Source organism: Pseudomonas sp. NyZ480 (assembly GCF_029537255.1).
In the GTDB taxonomy this organism is placed as follows: domain Bacteria; phylum Pseudomonadota; class Gammaproteobacteria; order Pseudomonadales; family Pseudomonadaceae; genus Aquipseudomonas; species Aquipseudomonas taiwanensis.
The window spans coordinates 2685102-2704601 of sequence record NZ_CP120626.1; the positions used below are offsets into that span (position 1 = coordinate 2685102).

19 protein-coding genes are annotated in these 19500 nt (G+C 62.7%); 4 read left to right on the forward strand and 15 right to left on the reverse strand.

Features of this window, described 5'->3' with window-relative positions:
- Nucleotides 1-629: 629 nt before the first annotated feature.
- Together P3R38_RS12240 and P3R38_RS12245 are read left to right on the forward strand one after the other, a co-directional pair.
- Nucleotides 630-1949 carry an ammonium transporter gene (locus tag P3R38_RS12240; protein ID WP_023380541.1) on the forward strand — a complete coding sequence of 440 codons (1320 nt, stop codon included), beginning with the start codon at nt 630-632 and terminating at the stop codon, nt 1947-1949.
- Between the two features lie 11 nt (nt 1950-1960).
- Nucleotides 1961-2299, forward strand: coding sequence for a P-II family nitrogen regulator (locus tag P3R38_RS12245; RefSeq protein WP_027906968.1), 339 nt, complete (start codon nt 1961-1963; stop codon nt 2297-2299).
- A 41-nt stretch (nt 2300-2340) separates the two neighbouring features.
- On the opposite strand, the gene P3R38_RS12250 is transcribed toward P3R38_RS12245, so the two are convergent.
- The 8 genes from P3R38_RS12250 to P3R38_RS12285 all read right to left on the reverse strand — a co-directional run bounded on the left by P3R38_RS12250 (nt 2341) and on the right by P3R38_RS12285 (nt 11550).
- The gene (locus P3R38_RS12250; protein ID WP_277687183.1) at nt 2341-4686 is read right to left on the reverse strand and encodes an aminomethyltransferase family protein; all 2346 of its coding nucleotides are present in this window, start codon (nt 4684-4686) and stop codon (nt 2341-2343) included.
- A gap of 70 nt (nt 4687-4756) precedes the next feature.
- Entirely contained in the window at nt 4757-6127 is a 1371-nt protein-coding gene (locus tag P3R38_RS12255; RefSeq protein ID WP_277687184.1) for an NAD(P)/FAD-dependent oxidoreductase, read from the reverse strand.
- The gene (gene folD, locus P3R38_RS12260; protein ID WP_023380546.1) at nt 6124-7026 is read right to left on the reverse strand and encodes a bifunctional methylenetetrahydrofolate dehydrogenase/methenyltetrahydrofolate cyclohydrolase FolD; all 903 of its coding nucleotides are present in this window, start codon (nt 7024-7026) and stop codon (nt 6124-6126) included. Before folD ends, P3R38_RS12255 begins: the two co-directional genes overlap by 4 nt.
- A complete protein-coding gene (gene purU, locus P3R38_RS12265; RefSeq protein ID WP_277687185.1) occupies nt 7023-7877 on the reverse strand; it encodes a formyltetrahydrofolate deformylase in 855 nt (284 codons plus the stop codon). Before purU ends, folD begins: the two co-directional genes overlap by 4 nt.
- Before the next feature lie 18 nt (nt 7878-7895).
- The gene (locus P3R38_RS12270) at nt 7896-9026 is read right to left on the reverse strand and encodes an aminomethyltransferase family protein (RefSeq protein ID WP_027906965.1); all 1131 of its coding nucleotides are present in this window, start codon (nt 9024-9026) and stop codon (nt 7896-7898) included.
- Nucleotides 9027-9064: 38 nt separating this feature from the next.
- Nucleotides 9065-10081 (reverse strand): DUF3445 domain-containing protein, encoded by a 1017-nt coding sequence (locus tag P3R38_RS12275; RefSeq protein WP_186617460.1) that lies wholly within the window; start codon nt 10079-10081, stop codon nt 9065-9067.
- 15 nt (nt 10082-10096) lie between these two features.
- Nucleotides 10097-11026 (reverse strand): PDR/VanB family oxidoreductase, encoded by a 930-nt coding sequence (locus P3R38_RS12280; RefSeq protein WP_023380550.1) that lies wholly within the window; start codon nt 11024-11026, stop codon nt 10097-10099.
- The gene (locus P3R38_RS12285; RefSeq protein WP_027906962.1) at nt 11023-11550 is read right to left on the reverse strand and encodes a dimethylamine monooxygenase subunit DmmA family protein; all 528 of its coding nucleotides are present in this window, start codon (nt 11548-11550) and stop codon (nt 11023-11025) included. Before P3R38_RS12285 ends, P3R38_RS12280 begins: the two co-directional genes overlap by 4 nt.
- Before the next feature lie 171 nt (nt 11551-11721).
- Between P3R38_RS12285 and P3R38_RS12290 the strand changes: the two genes are divergently transcribed.
- The gene (locus tag P3R38_RS12290; protein WP_104881779.1) at nt 11722-12387 is read left to right on the forward strand and encodes a LuxR C-terminal-related transcriptional regulator; all 666 of its coding nucleotides are present in this window, start codon (nt 11722-11724) and stop codon (nt 12385-12387) included.
- Nucleotides 12388-12508: 121 nt separating this feature from the next.
- Here P3R38_RS12290 and P3R38_RS12295 read toward each other — a convergent pair whose 3' ends face one another.
- From P3R38_RS12295 to P3R38_RS12315, 5 genes are all read right to left on the reverse strand, one after another.
- Nucleotides 12509-13219 carry an SDR family NAD(P)-dependent oxidoreductase gene (locus tag P3R38_RS12295; protein WP_023380553.1) on the reverse strand — a complete coding sequence of 237 codons (711 nt, stop codon included), beginning with the start codon at nt 13217-13219 and terminating at the stop codon, nt 12509-12511.
- Nucleotides 13220-13249: 30 nt separating this feature from the next.
- The gene (locus P3R38_RS12300; protein WP_023380554.1) at nt 13250-13906 is read right to left on the reverse strand and encodes a DsbA family oxidoreductase; all 657 of its coding nucleotides are present in this window, start codon (nt 13904-13906) and stop codon (nt 13250-13252) included.
- Complete coding sequence (locus tag P3R38_RS12305; protein ID WP_023380555.1) at nt 13903-14118, reverse strand: 4-oxalocrotonate tautomerase family protein; 216 nt, start codon at nt 14116-14118, stop codon at nt 13903-13905. Before P3R38_RS12305 ends, P3R38_RS12300 begins: the two co-directional genes overlap by 4 nt.
- 214 nt (nt 14119-14332) lie before the next feature.
- Nucleotides 14333-15487: a gamma-butyrobetaine dioxygenase gene (locus P3R38_RS12310; RefSeq protein WP_104883940.1), complete on the reverse strand. Its 1155-nt coding sequence runs from the start codon at nt 15485-15487 to the stop codon at nt 14333-14335.
- Nucleotides 15484-16467 (reverse strand): DMT family transporter, encoded by a 984-nt coding sequence (locus tag P3R38_RS12315; protein ID WP_277687186.1) that lies wholly within the window; start codon nt 16465-16467, stop codon nt 15484-15486. The genes P3R38_RS12310 and P3R38_RS12315 overlap by 4 nt, the downstream gene beginning before the upstream one ends.
- A gap of 100 nt (nt 16468-16567) precedes the next feature.
- Here P3R38_RS12315 and P3R38_RS12320 point away from each other — a divergent pair, with 100 nt between their 5' ends.
- A complete protein-coding gene (locus P3R38_RS12320; protein ID WP_023380558.1) occupies nt 16568-17473 on the forward strand; it encodes a LysR substrate-binding domain-containing protein in 906 nt (301 codons plus the stop codon).
- Nucleotides 17474-17567: 94 nt separating this feature from the next.
- On the opposite strand, the gene P3R38_RS12325 is transcribed toward P3R38_RS12320, so the two are convergent.
- Nucleotides 17568-18740, reverse strand: a complete 1173-nt coding sequence (locus P3R38_RS12325) for an MFS transporter (RefSeq protein WP_277687187.1) — start codon at nt 18738-18740, stop codon at nt 17568-17570.
- A gap of 10 nt (nt 18741-18750) precedes the next feature.
- On the reverse strand, nt 18751-19377 hold the full coding sequence (locus P3R38_RS12330) for an isochorismatase family cysteine hydrolase (RefSeq protein ID WP_023380560.1): 627 nt from the start codon (nt 19375-19377) through the stop codon (nt 18751-18753).
- Between the last annotated feature and the right edge of the window lie 123 nt (nt 19378-19500).

Here is a 19500-nt window from a genome sequence, read left to right on the forward strand (position 1 = left end):
TCGATGGCGTATTGCCTTGTCGAGAGGGCAGGAGCAACGCCTGTGCCAACCTTTGCTCAAGTAATGCTTTGTTAAACAAAACCTTGTGGCGCCTGATGCTGGCGAAATAATGGAGCGTCAAAAATGGGTATAGATCCCCACAACCGGGGAATCTGACAGCCCATTTTCGGTGGTTGGACGGATGCAAGGCGTACCGAATGACTCGCTTCAGCCCAGGGTAATCCGAGTAAGTCCGGCGACTGGTCGGGCCATCATTCGCCGGAGCAGAGCACGATAACTACCGATGAATACCCTCGAGTGGCGATCAGACGACTTCATGGGGTGAAATCAATGACGGTCACTCTCGGGGCCGGAGCAATTGAATGCGCACCAACAACAGGCGCTTTGACAAGCTCACGTATCCCACGGTTACAAACCCCGCCAAGCAAATAGATTCCAATTCAAGCAGTTAGCGCAATTTCGTAGACGATACGCAGGATTGGCAGGTCAATTGCTTTGCCTGCTGGGAAACTAAATTGAACCACAGGAAGTTTTGTCGCCGTTCTTACCGAGCTTTCCTGCGGTTCGAATCCAGCCCGGTTACCCGACAGCGGGTTGGATATTTTTCCCGTCGGTTGGAGGCAGAAGGCATGATCCGGTTTTCCCATGTGTGCCGCGGTACGTTGGGTTTTTCCCTTTTGTTCGCAAGTGCCACCGCCCTTGCCAGCGAGGCCCCGCCAGCCATCGACAGCGGTGACACTGCCTTCGTCGCGGTGTGTTCGCTGGTGGTGCTGCTGATGACCCTGCCAGGGCTGGCGCTGTTCTACGGTGGCATGGCGCGTACCAAGAACGTGCTGTCGATCCTGATGCAGGTGTTCTGCACCGCGGCACTGATGTCCGTGCTGTTCGCGCTCTACGGTTACAGCCTGACCTTTACCGACGGCGGTGCCTTGCAGTCGGTGCTCGGCGGCCTGGACAAGCTGTTCATGGTGGGCATCACCAAGGATTCGGTGGTTGGCACCATTCCGGAATACCTGTACTTCCTGTTCATGCTGCTGTTTGCCGCCATTACCCCGGCGATCATCGTCGGCGGCCTGGCCGAACGCATGAAGTTCGCCGCGGTGATGGTGTTCATGGTGGTGTGGCTGACCATCAACTACATCCCCATGGCGCATATGGCCTGGGGCGGTGGTTGGGTGTTCAACCTCGGCGTACAGGACTTCGCCGGGGGTAACGTGGTGCACCTGAACGTCGGCATCGCCGCGTTGGTAGGGGCCTGGTTGCTGGGGCGCCGCCGTGGTTTTGGAACGCCCTCGCTGGCACCGCACAACATGACCATGACCCTCACCGGTGGCTCGCTGCTGTGGGTGGGCTGGTTGGGCTTCTGCGGCGGTTGCGCCCTGGCCGCCAATGGCTTTGCCATGTTGGTGATGGTCAACACCATGCTCGCCAGTTGCGCCGGGGCGCTGGGCTGGATGTTGGTCGAGTGGCAGCACCGTGGCCGGCCGAGCATGTTCGGTGCGCTGTCCGGCGCCATCGCCGGGCTGGTGGCGATTACCCCGGCTTGCGGTTATGTCGGCCCCATGGGCGCCATTCTGCTTGGGCTGATCGCAGGTCCCGTGTGTGTCTGGTCGGTGGAGAAACTCAAGCCGATGATTGGCCTGGACGATGCCTTCGACGTGTTCGGCGTGCACGGCGTCGCTGGCATCCTGGGTGGGCTGCTGACCCCGGTGTTCGCACTGACGGCCATCGGTGGACAGGGCTTCGCCGACGGCCGTGGGTTGCTCGACCAAGTGTTGGTCAATGCCGGTGCGATCCTGTTCAGCGTGGCGTTCTCGGGCATTACCAGCTTGATCGCGTACAAGGTTGCCGGTGCGCTGTGCGGTGGATTGCGGGTGGATGAAGAGTCCGAAGTGGACGGGCTTGACCTCTCTGCCCACGGTGAAGTGGGCTACAAATATTCCAACTGAGGGCTGCGCCGATGAAACTGATTACCGCGATCATCAAGCCCTTCCGCCTGGACGCTGTGCGCGAGGCCCTCACCGAGGTAGGGGTGAGTGGCGTCACGGTCACCGAAGTGAAGGGTTATGGGCGGCAGAAAGGGCATACCGAGGTATACCGAGGTGCCGAGTACCTGGTGGAGTTGTTGCCCAAGGTCAAGCTTGAAATCGTGGTGAGGGATGGCGTTTGCCAGCTGGCCGTCGAAGCGATTCTGAAGGCGGCGCGCACCGGCAAGATCGGGGACGGCAAGGTCTTCATCCAGGATCTGGAGGGGGTTATCCGGATAAGGACCGCAGAGATGGGGGACGATGCGGTCTGAGCGTTGATGCGGGGCTGCGCAGCAGCCCCAAACCTCTCGAATCAGGCGCGCACGCGCGCCTTCTGTGGGTCATACGCGACGGTGCTGGACGCCACGATCGCGCGAATACGCTTCTGCTGGCCGTCCAACTTGCCGACTTCCAGCTCGGTACCCGGCTCGCCATAGGCAACGTCCAGTCGACACAAAGCGATGTTCTTGCTCAGCACCGGCGAGCGTGTGGCACTGGTGATGATGCCCACCTGTGCACGGCCGTCATAAACGCAATCGCCATGGGCTGCCACCTCGTTGCCGTCCAGCTCCAAGCCCACCAGACGCTGTTGTGGGTTGGCTGCGCGGCGCAGCAAGGCGTCCCGACCGATGAAGTCAGCCTGCTTGGTCTTCAACGGTACGCAAAAGCCGATGCCCGCCTCGAAGGGATCAGTCTGGTCGCTGAACTCGTAGCCGGCGAAGATAAGCCCGGCTTCGATGCGTAGCATGTCCAGGGCATGCAGGCCCAACGGTACCAATCCCAGCGGTTCACCCAGTTGCCACAGGCGCTGCCAGACGCGCGGTGCGTCGCTCGGATGGCACCAGACCTCGTAACCCAGCTCGCCGGTATAGCCGGTACGCGACACCATCAGCGGCGGGCCGTTGTAGTCGTCGAGCCGTCCGGTCAGAAAGCGGAACCAGCCGAGCTCCTCCAGCTTCGGTTGAGTTCCGGGCGTCCAGATCATGTCCTTGAGCAGCTCGCGCGACAGCGGTCCTTGCACCGCGACGTTATGGATCTGCTCCGAAGCGCTCTTGATCCACACCTTCATGCCGAGCTTCTGCGCTTGCTCGCGCAACCAGGTGCCGGCCTGGTCCTCGCCGCCAATCCAGCGGAACGCATCCTGGCCCAGGCGCAGCAGGGTGCCGTCGTCGAGCATACCGCCGTGCGCGTAGCACATCGCTGAGTACACCACTTGACCGACCGCCAGCTTGCGCACGTCGCGGGTCAGGCAATGGTCCAGCAGGGATTCGGCGTCCGGACCGAGCACCTCGAATTTGCGCAGCGCCGAAAGGTCCATCACCGCCACCCGGTCGCGGCAGCCATGGTATTCCTCGATGGCACCGTAGCCATCGTAATGCGTGGGTGTCCAGACACCTCGGTAGTCGCTGAACTGGCGGGTCAGTGTCGCAGTGCAGGGATGGAATCCGCTTTCGCGGGTCAATACGGGGTCGGCGTCGGGCGCCTTGCGGTTGGCCATGGCGATACTGAAACGCTCCTTGTCGCTATACACGCGTAGATGGATATCGGTGGGCTGCCAGCCGTTGGCCGGGTCGATATCGTCGGGGCAGGATGAGCTGGCGCACACCAGGTCGGTCATGGCGCGCAACAGTACATAGTCGCCGGGCCGCGACCAGGGTTCGTCGAGGGTCAGTTGCTGGTGAGCATCGACCCCGGTGTTGAAGAAAAAGTTGATCGCAGGCCAGCCACCACGCTGTTGCACGCCAAACCCGGCCAGGGCGCGGCTGATATTGTCACTGCAGTTGGCATGGCCGAAATAGCCGTGGGCTTCGTAGTAGCGTGACGTGCAGGCGAGGGCGAAGGTGTCGTGGCGGCCAACGGTGTCGCGGACCACCTCCAGCATCGGTTGCAGGTTGCGGTCGTAGAAACGGCTGAACAGGCCTGGGCCGGGATAGGCACTACCGTTCAAGGTGCGGGTAACGGTGGGGTCGAGGTCTATTTCGCGCCCTTCGTCCAGCCCCCTCCGGTCGAAGGCTACGAAGTCAGAGCACTGGCGCCCGGCCACATCCAGGACCTGGATGTATTGGCCTCGGGCCACGCGATACGCCATCGCATTGCCGGGGGCGATGGTGAACTCGTCCACCACCTCGCCCAAAGGCGGCGGTAGCGGGGGCGTGAGAAGCGCGCGGGGGTTGGCGCGGTGAATCAGCAGGCGCAGTTCGCTCGCGCGTAACTGGCTGTCGACCGCTGCCGGTGCACCCGGCGCGGCGACGATCACCAGCAGCGCTTCGCTGGTGCGAAGGCTGCGACCAAAGCCGGCAGGTGTTTCGCGTTCCCACAGCGATGCCGCGCAGGGCAGGTGGCGGTAGTCGATGCCACGCCGCGCCAGACCCATGCTGACATGGGCGGCGCCGCGGCTGCCATCGTGGAGCAACTGGGAGATGAATCTGGCATCCAGGCTGGCGCTCAAGCCTAGGGCCGACAGCGCCGCACGACCGTCGCCGGCGAAGGCCAGCAACTCGGCGCGCTGGTCGCCCTCGAGGTCGATCACGTCGAGCCGGTCACCCGGCTCCAACGCCACTACCGTCAGTCCACCGGGGGCGACGGTGTGGCGTTCGAGGCTGGGCGCACGGGCAAACAGGGCCGGTTCTCGTGGCCTGGAAATCAAAGGAGGGTTCATGGCGAGACTCCACTCAGGGCAATGGATAGGGCCTGCCCGGTGGGTGAGCGCCCGGGCAGATCCGGGGAGGTCAGCTTGCCGTTTTCAACGGGTCGAACGTGGTGTCGGCCAGGTAGGCCGCCAGCGAATCGTCCAGTGCCTGCAGCCAGGGTGTGTGGTGCGGGGTGGCGAGGGTTCCGGTGATGAGCGAGCGATGGCACTTGTCGCGGTAACCCATGATGTCTTCGTACTTGTCGTGCTTCCACGCCAGGAAAGTACGGTTGACCTCGGCGATATCAAAGCTCGGGTAGTCGGTGGCTTCGATCAGCTGGCGTATGTACTCGCCCTGGAATTCGAACATTTGCTGTGCGGTTTCCAGGCGCTCCTCTTGCGCGCGCCAGGCGAGGTTTTCGGCGTGCATGACCGCTTGTGCAGGCAGCGCGATGCGTTCGAGAATGACATCGCGCACATACCAGGCCTGGGCGTCGAACATGTTGAAGCTGTACCACTGGTCCTGCATGCCCAGGTAGATCAGCCGAGGGTTCTGCTCCCAGAACACACCCTTGTACAGGTTCAGCGGCCACAGGCGGTTGGCGGTCTTGAGACGCAGGTCTTCGGCAAGGAAGGGGAAGTGATGCTTGTAGCCGGTGCACAGGATGATCGCATCGACAGGCTTGCTGCTGCCGTCGCGAAAGAACGCCATGTGGCCGTCGACGTGGGTGAGCAGCGGTTTCTCCTCCCAGTTGTCCGGCCACTTGTAGCCCATCGGCGCACTGCGGTAGCAACTGGTGATGGTGCGCGCACCGTACTTGAAACACTGCGAGCCGATGTCTTCAGCCGAATAGCTGCCACCGACGATAAGAACGTCCTTGCCCTTGAACTCCAGCGCGTCGCGAAAATCGTGGGCATGCAGTACCCGTCCGGCGAAGCGTTCGAAACCTTCGAAGTAGGGCACGTTGGGGGTGGAGAAGTGACCACTGGCGACCACCACGTAGTCGAAGGTCTCGCTGTAGGTCCGGTCGTCCTGGTAGCTGTGGGCGGTGACTGCGAAGGTGCCGGTGGAAGGGTCCCAGGTCACATTGCGCACGGTGGTGTCGAAGCGGATGTAGCCACGGACACCCGCTTTCTCGACCCGGCCCTTGATGTAGTCCCACAGTACTTCGCGGGGTGGGTAGGAGCCCATGGGGCGGCCAAAGTGTTCATCGAAACTGTAGTCGGCGAACTCCAGGCACTCCTTCGGCCCGTTGGACCACAGGTAGCGGTACATGCTCCCGTGCACCGGCTCGCCGTGCTGGTCCAGCCCGGTGCGCCAGGTGTAGTTCCACATGCCGCCCCAGTCCGACTGCTTCTCGAAACAGACCAGTTCAGCGATAGCGGCCCCTTTATCCTGGGCCGACTGGAAGGCACGCAACTGGGCGAGGCCGCAAGGGCCGGCGCCGATGATGGCGACGCGTTGTGTCATGCTGGAATCTCCATTGCAGGTTGGGACCGGTCGACGCTTGAATGCTGCAGACGTGCCGCGGCCAGGGTGTTCTTCATCAGCAAAGCGATGGTCATGGGACCGACGCCGCCGGGGACTGGCGTGATGGCGGCGGCGCGGGTGCAGGCGGAGTCGAAGTCGACATCACCGACCAGGCGAGCGCGCCCGCCTTCGTCGAGTCGGTTTATGCCGACGTCGATCACTACCGCGCCATCCTTGAGCCAGTCGCCCTTCACCAGGCGAGGGCGACCGACAGCGGCAACGACGATGTCCGCCAGGCGGCACAGCTCAGGCAGGTGGGTGCTTCGGGAGTGCACCACGGTTACCGTGCAGTGCGCCTTGAGCAGCAGGGCGGCCATGGGTTTGCCGACGATGTTGGAACGGCCGATCACCACGGCGTGCTTTCCGCTCAAATCGCCGCAGGTGTCTTGCAGCAGGCGCAGGCAACCGGCAGGCGTGCAGGGCGTCAGCACTTCGCGCCCCTGGGTGAGGCCTCCGACATTCGCGGCGTGGAAACCGTCGACGTCTTTGACGGGGGCGATGGCCTGCAGTACGAGGTGTTCGTCGATGTGCGCGGGCAAAGGCAGCTGGACCAGGATGCCGTGTACACTGGCATCGGCATTCAGCGTGTCGATCAAGGCCAGCAAGCGGCCAGCCTGGCACTGCGAGGGCAACTCGAACTCCAGCGAGCGGATGCCACATTCCTCGGCGCGCCGCACTTTATTGCGCACATAGACCTGGCTGGCCGGATCTTCACCGACCAGCACCACGGCCAGCGCGGGGGCGATGCCGTTGGCCTTGAACACCTTGACCTCATCTGTGACTTCGGCGATTACCCGCGCGGCCGCTGCTTTGCCGTCGATCAGTGTCACGGCGCTCATCGGAAAATCACCGTCTTGTCACCGTTGAGCAGCACGCGGTGTTCAAGGTGGTACTTCAGCGCCTTGGACAAGGCGACGGTCTCGGTGTCCCTTCCGATCGCCACCAGGTCCTCTGGCAGGTAGGCATGATCGACACGCTGTACTTCCTGCTCGATGATCGGCCCTTCGTCCAGGTCGCTGGTGACGTAGTGGGCGGTGGCGCCAATCAGCTTCACACCCCGTTCGTAGGCCTGGTGATAAGGTTTGGCTCCCTTGAAGCCCGGCAGGAACGAATGATGAATGTTGATCGCCCGGCCCGACAGCTGCTTGCACAGGTCGTCGGAAAGAATCTGCATGTAGCGGGCGAGTACCACCAGTTCGGTACCTGTCTCCTCGACCAGCTTGAGCAGCGCGGCCTCTTGCTGGGCCTTGGTGTCGCGCGTCACCGGCAGGTAGATGAAGCGAATGCCTTCGCGCTCGGCCATTGGTCGCAGGTCGAGGTGATTGGATACGATGGCGGTCACCTGCATGTCCATCTCGCCTTTCTGATGCCGATAAAGCAGATCGGCCAGGCAGTGGTCATACTTGCTGACCATCAGCAGCACCCGCATGGGGCGGTCGCCCTCGAACAGCTCCCAGGCCATGGCAAAAGGCACGGCAACATCTTCGAAGCCTTGGCGCAGCGCCTCGATGTCGGCCTTCACACCGTCGTTGAAACGAAACACCGCGCGCATGAAGAAACGTCCAGTGACTTCGTCGTCGAACTGGGCCAGTTCGCTCAGGTAGCACGCGCGACCGGCGAGGTAGGTGGTGACCGCTGCGACGATGCCGGAAGTGGCGGGGCAGCTGATCTTCAGTAGGTAGTGGCTCATGTGGGGTCCCCGTACAGGTCAGCCTTTGGCGGTGCGTTTTTTCTTTTCCGGGTCGTCGAATGGCAGCGTGTGGGTGATGGCGTTCACCTGCAGGCTGCCGCGTACCTGCAGCGGCACGCCTTGCTCGGCGATAGGGGGGGCGACGCGGGCGATGGCCATCGAGCGATCGGTCAGGCGCGAATACATCGCGCAGGTGATCACGCCGACCTGGCGGCCCTGATGCCACAGCGTGTCGCCGGCCTCGGCAGCGACGGCACCTTCGAGCAGCACGCCAAAGATCCGAAAGCGCTCCTTGCCCTTGAGCCGCAGGTGCTCACCTGCACCGCGAAACGCTTGCTTACCGGGAGAAACGGTGAAGTCCAGGCCCAGCTCCCACAGGGTGTCGCCGGCTTTCTGATCGGCGAAGGGGTACATCTGCGAGTTGTCATAGGGGAAGAACAGCAGGTAGCTCTCCACCCGCAGCCAGTCCAGTGCAGTGAACGCGCAAGGGATGATGCCGTGGGCCTTGCCCTGCTCAAGAATGCCGTCCCAAAGCATGGGAGCGTCAGCGGCCTTGCAGAAGATTTCGTAGCCACGTTCGCCGGTGTAGCCCGTACGCGAGATCATCACCGGACGGCCGAACAGGTGGGTCTGCAGGTGGTGGAAGTAGGGAAGCTCGCGTATGCCTGGTACATGCTCGGCGAGAAAGTCCACCGCGCGCGGGCCTTGCAGCGACAGGTCATGCAGGTCGTCGTCGAACAATACCGCGACCTGACGCCCCTGGGCCGAGCGGATCAGCATCTCGTGGCCGCTACCGGCGCCATGCACCACCATGAAGGCATTGGGGCCGGTGCGGTAGATGATGCAATCGTCGATGAACATGCCATCGTCGTCGAGCATGCAGGCGTATACCGACTTGCCCGGATACAGCTTGCTGACATCGCGGGTCGTGGCGTAGTCCAGCAGGCTTTCGGCGTGAGGGCCGACGTAATGCACCTTTTTCAGGCCCGACACGTCCATCAGTCCTGCTTGGGTGCGGATCGCTTCGTGGTGGTCGGCCAGGTCGCTGGCGTAGGTCCAGGCGGTGCCCATGCCGTTCCAGTCTTCCAGGTTCGAACCGAGCGCCAGGTGACGTTCGCGCAATGCACTGATGCGCCATGAGTTAGCCATGGGCAGTTCCTCTCGTTGTGGTTGTTCAGGCAAGTGATTCAGGCAGTGGCATCGAAGCGGCGCAGCCATTGGACCAGGGGCTGGCGGTAGCGGGTGATGCCTTTGTAGTCGGCGATCGGGTCGGGCAGGTCGCGCATTACCCGGTGCAGACGCTGCGCCCAGGCCGGATTGCTGACCAATTCGTCGAAGCTGATCAGGTAGGTACGGATGCCGAACAGCAGGGCGTGCGAGCGTGGCAGGCGACTCATGGTCTGCAGCTCGACGCGCAGGTGCACCAGGCGTCCGACGTTCTCGACGGTGACCTTGCCGCGGTCGCTTCCCCACTGGTGGAAGGTCTCAGGCGAGGTGTCAAGGCGCGGGTTGATGGTCAGCGTCCAGTTCAGGCGGCGCACCGGGTGGCCGACCTGGAGGTTGAGCAGGTACTTCAGCGCACGATCGAACACACCCATCTGGTGCGCCATGGGCACCGGCGAGTGCCATTGCTTGAAGCTCATGCCAGCGTCGAAGCGCAATGACCAGTCCGCCGGGCAGGTGACCATGCCGGCATCCATGTAAAGGTCGCTGTCACGCTGATCGAGCACGGCGAAGTCGCCTTGCATCTGGCGGGTGACGTACTCCAGCGGCTCGCATGGCAGCGTGCTGGCATCGCCGTAGGTGAAATGCTGGTCGATGTTCAGCGCGAAGTTCTGCCAGTGCCAGGCGGCGCCGTCACGGCTCAGACGGAACACCTCGGGATAGTCCCGGGCCAGATGCTCCATGAGCATTTCCAGGGTGTCCCAGGCAGCCTGGGCCATGTGCGGCATGACCAGGCAGCGCTGCGGATCCTGCTCCAGTACCCGGGCGCGCTCGGCGATCTCCGATAGGTAGTGCTCATCGATGTCGAAACAGTGTTCGAACACCGAGCCCGGGTCGCGGGACACGGCCGGCTCCAGATTTACCGAGTACATGTACTGGTCTTGCGCAAACGGGAAGGGAAAACGGGCGATGGCCGCCGGGCTGTTGCGGAAGCTGAAGTCGTCCCGGTAGGTTTCCAGAGGCTTGAAGGTAAGGGTCATGGGAGCGTCTCCGGTTCAGAGGTCAAGCAGGATCGGGCTGCCGCAACCGCGCGAGACGCACGGCATCAGATGGCGGGTGCGGTCTTCTGCGCTCAGGAACAGGTCGCGGTGCTCGACATCGCCCCTGAGCCAGGACGTCTGGCACTGCCCGCAGACGCCACCGCGGCAAAGATTTGGGACTTCCAACCCTGCTTCTTCGAGGGCTTCGAGCAGGCTCTGGTGGGCAGCGACCTGCAGCTGTCGGCCACTGCGCAGCAACTCGACACTGAACGGCTGGCCTGGCTCGGCAGCGGCGAAGGCTTCCCTGTGCACCCGACGGGGGCTCCAGCCTTGCTTGCGGCTGTGTGCCTGCAGGTCGGCGAGCAGTGATTGCGGGCCACAGGCATAAATGTGCGTACCCAGTGGACGGCCTTGCAGGATTGCGGCGATGTCCAGGCGGCGCGCGCCGCTCGGGTACTCGTGCAGGCGCGGCCCCAGCCATTGGCGAAGCTCGTCCAGGTAGGCATCACTGCTTGCGCAGCGGTAGGCATAGTGCAGTTCGAACTCACTGCCGTTGCGGAGCAGTTCGTGGCTGTAGGCCAGAAATGGCGTGATACCGATACCGGCTGCGATCAACACATGCTGGCGGGCTTCCCGGTGCAGCGCGAACAAGTTGGCTGGCGCGCTGATGCGCAACCGGTCGCCAATCTGCAGTTGCTGATGTATATAGAGCGAGCCACCCCGGGAGTTGGTCTGGTGCCGCACCGCAATGCGGTAATGGTCATGCCTGGCCGGGTCGCCAAGCAACGAGTAGGCGTTGCGCCGACCGTTAGGGAGATGCAGCTGCACATGGCTGCCTGCCGAGAAGCGGGGCAGCGGTTCCCTGACGGCTTCGAGGCGGTACTCGCGGATCACTGGCGTGAGGGGCCGGATGGCGGCGACCCGTACTTCGATCAAACCGCTCATGGGTGCACCTCCTTATACGGCTGGTCGGCATCGGCGCAGACGCCGAGATAAGCGCCCAGGCGTTGGGAAAAGTGGCGGCGAACTTCCAGCACGACACCGCAATGGGAGCAGGTCAGGTGAGGTGTTGCGCCGGTGGGCTGGCAGTGCGTGCAGTGCACGCAGAACACCAGACGACTGCCTTGCGCGCTGCTGCTGATGGTTATCTCGTCCTCTTGCAGGCCGGCAGCGCGCGCTTGGGCATGCAGTGGCCAGACGAACGCCTGGTCACCGCGCAACTCTAGGTGCAAGCCAACCTGGGCCGATGCCAGCCGTTGGGCCAAGGCGCGTTGAAGTGCAGCCATGTCGGCGTAGTCAGGCAGAGCCAGGTGGCCTGCCTGGGCATCGCCGAGTTCGCTGGCCACGGCGGCTGACTCGTCGCGCCCTGGCGCCTGGCTCACCAGCAGGTAAGTGGTCGCGGCCTGGTTAGGGTCACCGCAGGGGTAGCGCGGCACGCTGAAAGGGTGATCGGTGGCGGCACTGCTCATGCTGTCCTCGCACGGGTCGTTGTTTCCTGTTGGGGAAGATATTTTCTCTTCGGGAATCAACGTTCAATCCGCTAGGGGAGGTATGCACAAAGGGGTAGTCGTGCGCGCAAGGCATAAAAGTTGCTGTTCGAATGCGCGCCAAGCCATCGAGTGCCGCGGAGGAACAGAGGGATGCATCACGCCAGCGTGTTACCGACCGTCTTACCCCAGGCTCCCGTATGGGATGCGCTGACCGAGCGCGAGGGCCAGACCCTGGCATTGCTGACATCGGGGCTGAGCAACAAGCAGATCGCCCGCGAGCTGGGCATCAGCGACGGCACGGTCAAGATCTACGTGCGTAACCTGCTGCGCAAATTTCGCCTCAACTCTCGCTTGGAGCTGGCTACCCGCATTCACCGCAGCGGGGCGTCGTGGCGCCTGGCGGACGACCTTTCGCCGCCCAGTGAGGGTGCGCCTGCGCCTTTCGATGCACCGATTCCGTCCATGGTCGGCTTACTCGATGAGTTGCCCGGGCTGATCTATCGTGGGGACAACGACCGTACCTGGTTCATGGACTATGTCAGCGCTGGCTGCTTGAGCCTGACCGGATACCCCGCCGAATACTTGACCAGCAGCCCGCAACGCAGCTATGGCACGCTGATTCTCGACGAGTATTCCGACTACATCTGGTACTGCGTGCAATGCGCGCTGCTCAAGCGCGAGCCGTATCAACTCGACTATCGCATTCGCTGTGCCGATGGGCAGGTCAAGCGGGTGTGGGAGACCGGGGTCGGTATCTATTCGAGCAACGGCGAGGTGCTGGGTGTGGAAGGGGCAATTTTCGAGCGTCGGGACTGACGACGGCACTTGCCGCGCTCCCCCTGCAAGATGTTGGCGTTCTCATTCCAAGGCACGGCCGCCAGTAGGCACCGTCAAGTTGCTCATCACCGGGACATCCCGATGATGAGCACTGGCTCGATCAATGACCTGCGCTCTGACCGCCGTCGACGTGCAGAATCTCGCCGGTCACAAATGCTGCGCTGTCCAGGTAAAGAATCGCTTGAACGATGTCATCGATCTCACCCATGTGGCCGACGGGATGGAGTTGACCCAGGGCTTCGTGCGTTTCAGCGCCGTGCATCGGGGTTTTGATGATGCCAGGCGACACGGCATTGGCGCGGATGCCTCGCTTGGCGTACTCAATGGCGATCGATTTGGTCGCAGCGTTGATACCACCTTTGGTAAGCGACGCCATTACCGACGGAACGCCGTCGATAGCATGATCAACCAAGCTGGTGGTGACGCTGACTACATGCCCGCTACCCTGCTTTTCCATTTGCGCGATGGCAAGTTGCGAGATATAGAAGAAGCCGCTCATGTTTGTTGCGACGACATGCGCATAGTCTTCTTGGGTGTAGTGGGTAAAGGGCTTGGCGACGAAAATCCCTGCATTGTTGACCAGTGTATCGATGCGCCCAAAGCGGGCCACGGCCTCGCTAACCACTCGCTGCGCAGTGGCCGGGTCCGCGATATCGCCTGCAACGGTCAGGATATCCGGATCCGTCGATGGCTGAATGGACCGCGAGGTGGCGACAACGTTGTGACCCAGGGCTCGGAACCCTTTGACCACCCCCGCACCGATGCCCTGAGATGCGCCAGTTACAATGATCACTTTTTTAGAGTTGCTCATGATAATTCCTCCGTTATCGATTAACGTTCTTTAGGTGGGCGACGTGATGCGTGCCGACTGTCTTATGGCCTGCTCGTAAAACTCGACAGATTGCGAGCCGGCAACGACGTGCTGTTGATTCAGGATCATTGCAGGCACCGCACTGATGCCGCGTTCCCTGTAGAAACTTTCAACTTGGCGAACTTCGTGCGTGTATTGCCCGCGCTCCAGGATTTGCAGCGCATCCTTGGCATTCAGTCCGACGTTTTGGGCCAAGGTCGTCAAGGTTGCGTGGCTGCTGGGGTTTTGTCCGTTTACGAAGTACGCCTCGATCAAGGCCTGGTGCAACTCAGTTTGAAGCCCTTTGCTGGCCGCCCAGTACAGCAGGCGATGAGCATCGTGCGTGTTGAAAAAATGAGTTCGCTTTTCAAGGTTGAACTCAACGCCGATTTCTCGTCCTCGTTCGATCATCAACTGGTTGCGCGCCGCCACCTGCTCCGCGGTTCTACCGTATTTGCGAACCATGTGTTCGAGGGCATGTTCTCCCTCGGCAGGCATCTCGGGATTGAGCTCGAACGGTTTGTAGGTCAACTGAACGTTTATCTCGTCGGCTACGTTGGCGATGGCTTGATTCAATGCCGCCGAACCGAGTGCGCACCACGGACAGACGACATCGGAAACGAAATCGATTTCTACTGTCCGTTTCATGACTTCGATTCCGACAACTGCCGCCTGTATTCAGTGGTTGTAATACCTGAGTAACCCCAGTTATCAGTGTCGACTTCTTCTATCACGATATGCGTTAACAGCGGGTCTTTATGGAGAACACGCTCCATGGTTTCAGTGATTTCTTTTATTACCTGAGCCTTTTGCTCCCGGGTAACGCCATCACGGGTGATACGAACGCTGATAAATGGCATGGTCAGTTCCTCTATCCAGTGTGCTGTGGGTAATGAGCAGCGGATGGAGAAACTTTAAGAACTCACGGCCAACTGATAAATGGGCCGTGAGTTACATCATTTGTGACGTCGTGTATCGAATGATGCATACCGCGCCTGGGTTGCCCCTCGTTATGGGCCAGAAAAGAAAGTGGCGGTAATGGCCGGGGGCGCCTATCGAGCCCCCGCGGCGGTCCTACCGTTGCAACACCAGGATGCGTGACAACAATTCATCCCGATCCACATAGCACCCCTGGAAATGCCGGTCACCGCTTGCCGGATCGAAGGCATCTCGGGCATGCAGCACGCGTCGGTTGTCAAAGCACCACAGTTGCCCCGCTTCCAGCCGGCGGGTAAAGCAAAAACGTGGCTCCCGGGTCATCTGGATGAAGCGTCGGTAGGCGAGGTAGTAGTCCGGCATTCGCTGGGCATCCATCTGGAAGGGGGCGCGCAAGAAGTTCGCCAGGCGGATCTCGCGCACTTCGCCGCTGCTGTCCAGCGCGATCACGGGGGCGGTGCAGCGGTAGTCGCTGTGACGGTCCTTGTTGCGAAACTCCACCGGCGTTTCGCAGAGTAGCCGGTAGGCGGCCGGGGCCTCGATGCGCAGCGCCTCGGCGATCGCGAAGCCATCGACGAAGGTGCTGTTTCCTCCGGTGGCGTCATTGACCAGGCAATGCAGGAACTGTAAACCCGGTTGCAATTCACGGGTCGGCAGGTCGGTGTGCAGGGGCAGGTTGAAAGCCGTGTAGGCATTGCTGTCCGCATCGGCCTTGGAGCGCACGTCGAACAATACGCCGAAGTTGCTCTCGCGAATGAACGAGATGCGCTTGGCCAAGGGAATCAGCGCGCCGGGCTCGGTGGGAACACCGTGCAACTGCGTCAGGCCCACGTCGCGCACCGCCAGCAGCCATTCGAGCAGCGTGTCGTCATCCTGCATCACCGCCCCATGATCGTAGACAGGCAACGACAGACCTTGCATCCAGCGGTGCTTGTGCGGCCTGGCCGCCTCGCGCTCGGCCAGGCTCTGGGCATCGTAGGCATGGGCGCGCAACCAGCCGGGGTGATAGGCGCTGGCATGGCCGTCGTCCCATTGCACGACCAGCCGGCCATCGTCGCCGATGGTGACGGCTTGCACCTGGATGTCTTCCGGTACGTCGGCCACCAGAAACACCTGTTCGCGGGTGACCTCGTAGACACAATCACCGCAAGGGCAGTTGTCGCGCAACCAAAGATTGTGGAACGGGCTGATCCGGCCGTCGGCCCAGGTTACCGAGACCCCGCCGGCGAAGGATGCGGCACTGGCCAAGGGGCTGATGAGCGGGAAGGTGCGGTAGTCCGCGATCGCGTTCATTTCGTTGAGACTCCTTTGCGGTGGGTAGGCGCCACGCCCGAGTGGGCAGGGGCGAGAATGATGTGGATGGCGCGCGCGGTGCCAGCGAGCACCAATAGCAGGCCCGCTGTTTCCAAAGCGCTTGGTGCACGGCCGACGAACGCCAACCCCATCAGGCTGGCGAACACCGACTCCAGGGCGATCAACTGGCCAGACAGCACCATGGGCAGATGGCGGGTGGCGATGTTCCAGGCTGCGGCGCCGACCAGCGACGAAGACACGCCGATCAGCGCTGCCCAGCCATACAGGTGCAGCGCGCCCTCGGTGCTCCATTGAGCCCCCTGCCAGCGCAGCAGGTCGTAGGCACTGGCAAGGGGCGCGAGAAGGGCTGCGACCAGGCCTGCGCCAACCATCATCAGGCAAGTCCAAGCTGCGGTAGCCCGCGGCGCGAGATCGACGACCGCGTTTTGGTTGATGACGCTGAACGACAGCCAGGCGAGGATCGCCAAGCCAGCGAATATCCCGGCGAGCACACCGTCAGCAGGGGCGTAGGGGCTGGTGAACAGGTCCAGGTTGATCAGCGAAAGGCCGATGCCCAGCAGCCCGATCGACAGCGCCAGACGTGTCCATGCCACCCGTTGCGCGTGCACATTGCCCAGCAGCGCCTGGAGCACCGGCACGCAGCCGATGAAGGCGGCGATCAGGGTCGGGCCGCCGAAGATCACGCTCCCCGCGATGCTGGCGCTGTAGACCAGATAGCCGATGACGCCCAGGGCCATGCCGGTCAGCCATTGCCGGGGCCCCAACTGGCGCAGCCGCTCGCGATACAGCAGCAGGCCAATCAGGCCCAGAGCACCAGTGAACAGGTAACGCACCAGCAACACGTCGAGAATCCCATATTCACCCGTGACGTAGGGGGTGATGAAGTTGCTGGCCCAGAACAGCGTGGCGATGACGGCAAAGACCACGCCCCGGGCGCTGGATGAGGGTGAGGCGAGCATGTTGGCTCCTGGCCGGGGGCGGTGGTGGGCTGTGCCCATGCTGCGGGCGCGCAGGCTGTGCTACAAATGATCTTTCGGTCCAGAGGGTTAACCTGAAGTCATGAATAGGCTCGGCAAGTCACTCCCCCCACTGGCCTCGCTGCTGCCGTTCGAGGCAACCGCCCGGCTCGGCAGCGTATCGCGTGCGGCCCAGGAGCTGCATATCACCCAGGCAGCGGTCAGCCGGCAGATTCGCGCGCTTGAGGCAGACCTTGGTGTCGCGCTGTTCGAGCGGCGTAACCGCGGCGTGTACCTGACCGAGTCGGGGCGCAGTCTTGCCTATATCCTGGGTAATGCATTGGCTGGGCTTGCCAACGAGGCCGACCGGCTGCGCGGCGTTGCCGGAACCAACCAAGTGGTGCTGCTGTGTCAGATGTGCGAAGCATTCCACTGGCTGATGCCTCGACTATCGAGCTTTCACCAACAATTCCCGGAGATCGAACTCAAGGTCGCGACGTTGCTGCGGCCATTGGCCGAGTACGAGGGCTATTTCGACGTGGCGATGCAGAGCAGCTGTCGGGACCGAGGGGCGCATCCGCTGCTGTTCAGCGCCAGCGATGAAGTGTTCCCTGTCTGCAGCCCCAGCTATCTGGCGCGCATGGGCAGCGATGCGCTGACGCTTGACCAGGTGCAGCGCTGCACCCTGCTGCTGCACCAGACAGTGCCGCAATACGAATTGGAATGGGACACCTGGATGGCGGCCCATGGCCTTGAGTTGCCAAGCGGCGGCAAGTCGTTGAGCTTCGATAACTACTCGTTGATGCTCCAGGCCGCTGTTGCCGGACACGGGCTGGCCATGGGCTGGCGACGCACCGCAGAGGGGATGCTCGCGCGGGGGGAACTGGTTGCGCCATTCGCCGAGACCGTCGTGCTGCAGGACGCTTTGTCGGTATGCGTGCGACACGGCCAGGAGCGCCGCCCAGAGGCACAAGCGCTTGCCGCCTGGCTGAAGGCGCAGCTCAGCTGATAGGCGTGGCGCCCGCGACTTTCGTGGTCGATGCTGGGATGGGACCGATGATGCGAAGGGGGCAGCCCTGAGCTGCACGCCATCGACGTGCGTGCTAGCGTCGCTGCCCTTCAGCCCCAGGCGCGAGTGCTCCGAGCAGCCCGGCCGCCACGGCCAGCGCGCCACCCACCGCCGCCAGGCCCGCCCATCCGGCCTGGTGCGCACCGTAGCTGCCTAGCGCCGCACCGGTCGCCCCGCCGAGGAAGTAGGTGCTCATGAACACCGTGTTCAGTCGGCTGCGCGCTTCAGCGCGCAACGCATAGACCCGCGCCTGGTTGGCCACCAAACCCGCACGATTGCCCAGGTCGAGCAGTGCCATTCCGGCCAGCAGCGCGGTCAGGCTGTGGTCGGCAAAGGCGACCAGACTGAACCCGATGACCAGCGCTGACACGCCTGTCATCACCGTACGCTGCGTGCCGATGCGGTCCGCCAGCGCGCCGATGTGTGGCGAAGCGAATATACCGAGCAGCGCCACCAGGCTCAGCAGGCCAACGGTGGCTGGGCCGAAGCTGTAGGGCTGCTGGCTCAGTAGCGAGGCCAGCGATGCCCACAGCGCGCTGAACGCGGCGAACATCAGGAACCCGCTGGCCGCGCACAGGCGCAGCACTGGCTCTTCGCGCAGCAGCGTGGCGAGAGAACGCAGCAGATGTGTGTAGCCAATCGAACCCAGGCTCGGGTTGAGCGGTAGCTGGCGGGCGACGATCCATAGCAAGCCCAGGTCGGCCACTGCCGCCATCAAGAACACCGCCTGCCAGCCCGCCTTGGCGCCGAGCAGGCCACCCACCGTGCGCGCCAGCAGCAGGCCACTGGACAGCCCACCCAGCAAGCTGCCGACCACCCGTGCGCGGCTTGCCGCCGATGCCGCGCCGGCGACGGTGGGAATGATCAACTGCGCGCTGATCGCGGTCATGCCCACGGCGAAGCTCGCCGCACACAACATGGCGAAGCTGGGGGCCCAGGCACAGGCAAGCAAGGCCACCAGGTTGGCGATGATCGCCACCGAGGCGAGCTGGCGCGGTTGACGCGCGTCGGCCAGCGGCACGATCAATAACAGGCCCAGGGCGTAGCCGAGTTGCGTCAGCGTGGCGATGGCGCTGGCGTGTGTCGCCGTCAGCCCGAAGCTTGCTGCCATCTGTGCCAGCAGGGGCTGGTGGTAGTAGAGCGCGGACACGGCCAGCGCGCAGCTTGCCGCCATCACCGCCACCAAGCGGCCGGAAGGTTCACTCATGGGCATGTACTCAACGTTCGGCCAGCGACTGCGCCAGTTCGGCGGTGGTGGCGATGCTGTGAGCGAAGGTCGGGCCATTGAGCGTGTGGGCGGCGTGCATCATTTCCGGCGTGAAGGCGGCGGTGGCATCACGCACCAATGTGACGTGGTAACCCAGTTCCATGGCGAAGCGTGCCGTCGATTCGATACAGGTGTTGGCGAGCAACCCGACCACGATCACGTGAGTGATGCCTTGCTGCTTGAGCTGGAAGTCCAGATCGGTGTTGGCGAAGCCGCTCTGGCCCCAATGCTCATGGACAATGATATCGCCTGTTTGGGGGATGAAGTCCGGGTGCCATTCGCCGCCCCAGGTGCCCTTGGCGAAGGTTTTGCGCTGCTGCACCAGGCGCTGGGTCGGGTTCGGATGGCTCCAGTTATCGTAGTCGCCGGGCTGCCAGCGGCGGTGGGGCACATAGAACACCTGCACGCCGTTGGCGCGCGCGCTGGCAACGGTGCTGCGCAGGTTGTCGAGCAGGTGCACGTGCTCGGCGACGTCCTTGAGTAGCGGGAACAGCTTGCCGCCTTCGGAAAGGAAGTCGTTGTAAGGATCGACCAGCAATAGGCCGGTGCGTGACAGGGGGTAGGCGGTGTCGGTCATGGGGGAGGCTCCGGGATAGGTGTGCCGAATATCAGCTATGAAAATCATAGTGTCAATGGTTTCGGTGGTTCTAGCCGTTTCTTTAGGTGGGCCAAAGGCTGGTTGCCGTGTTACTTTGAAAAT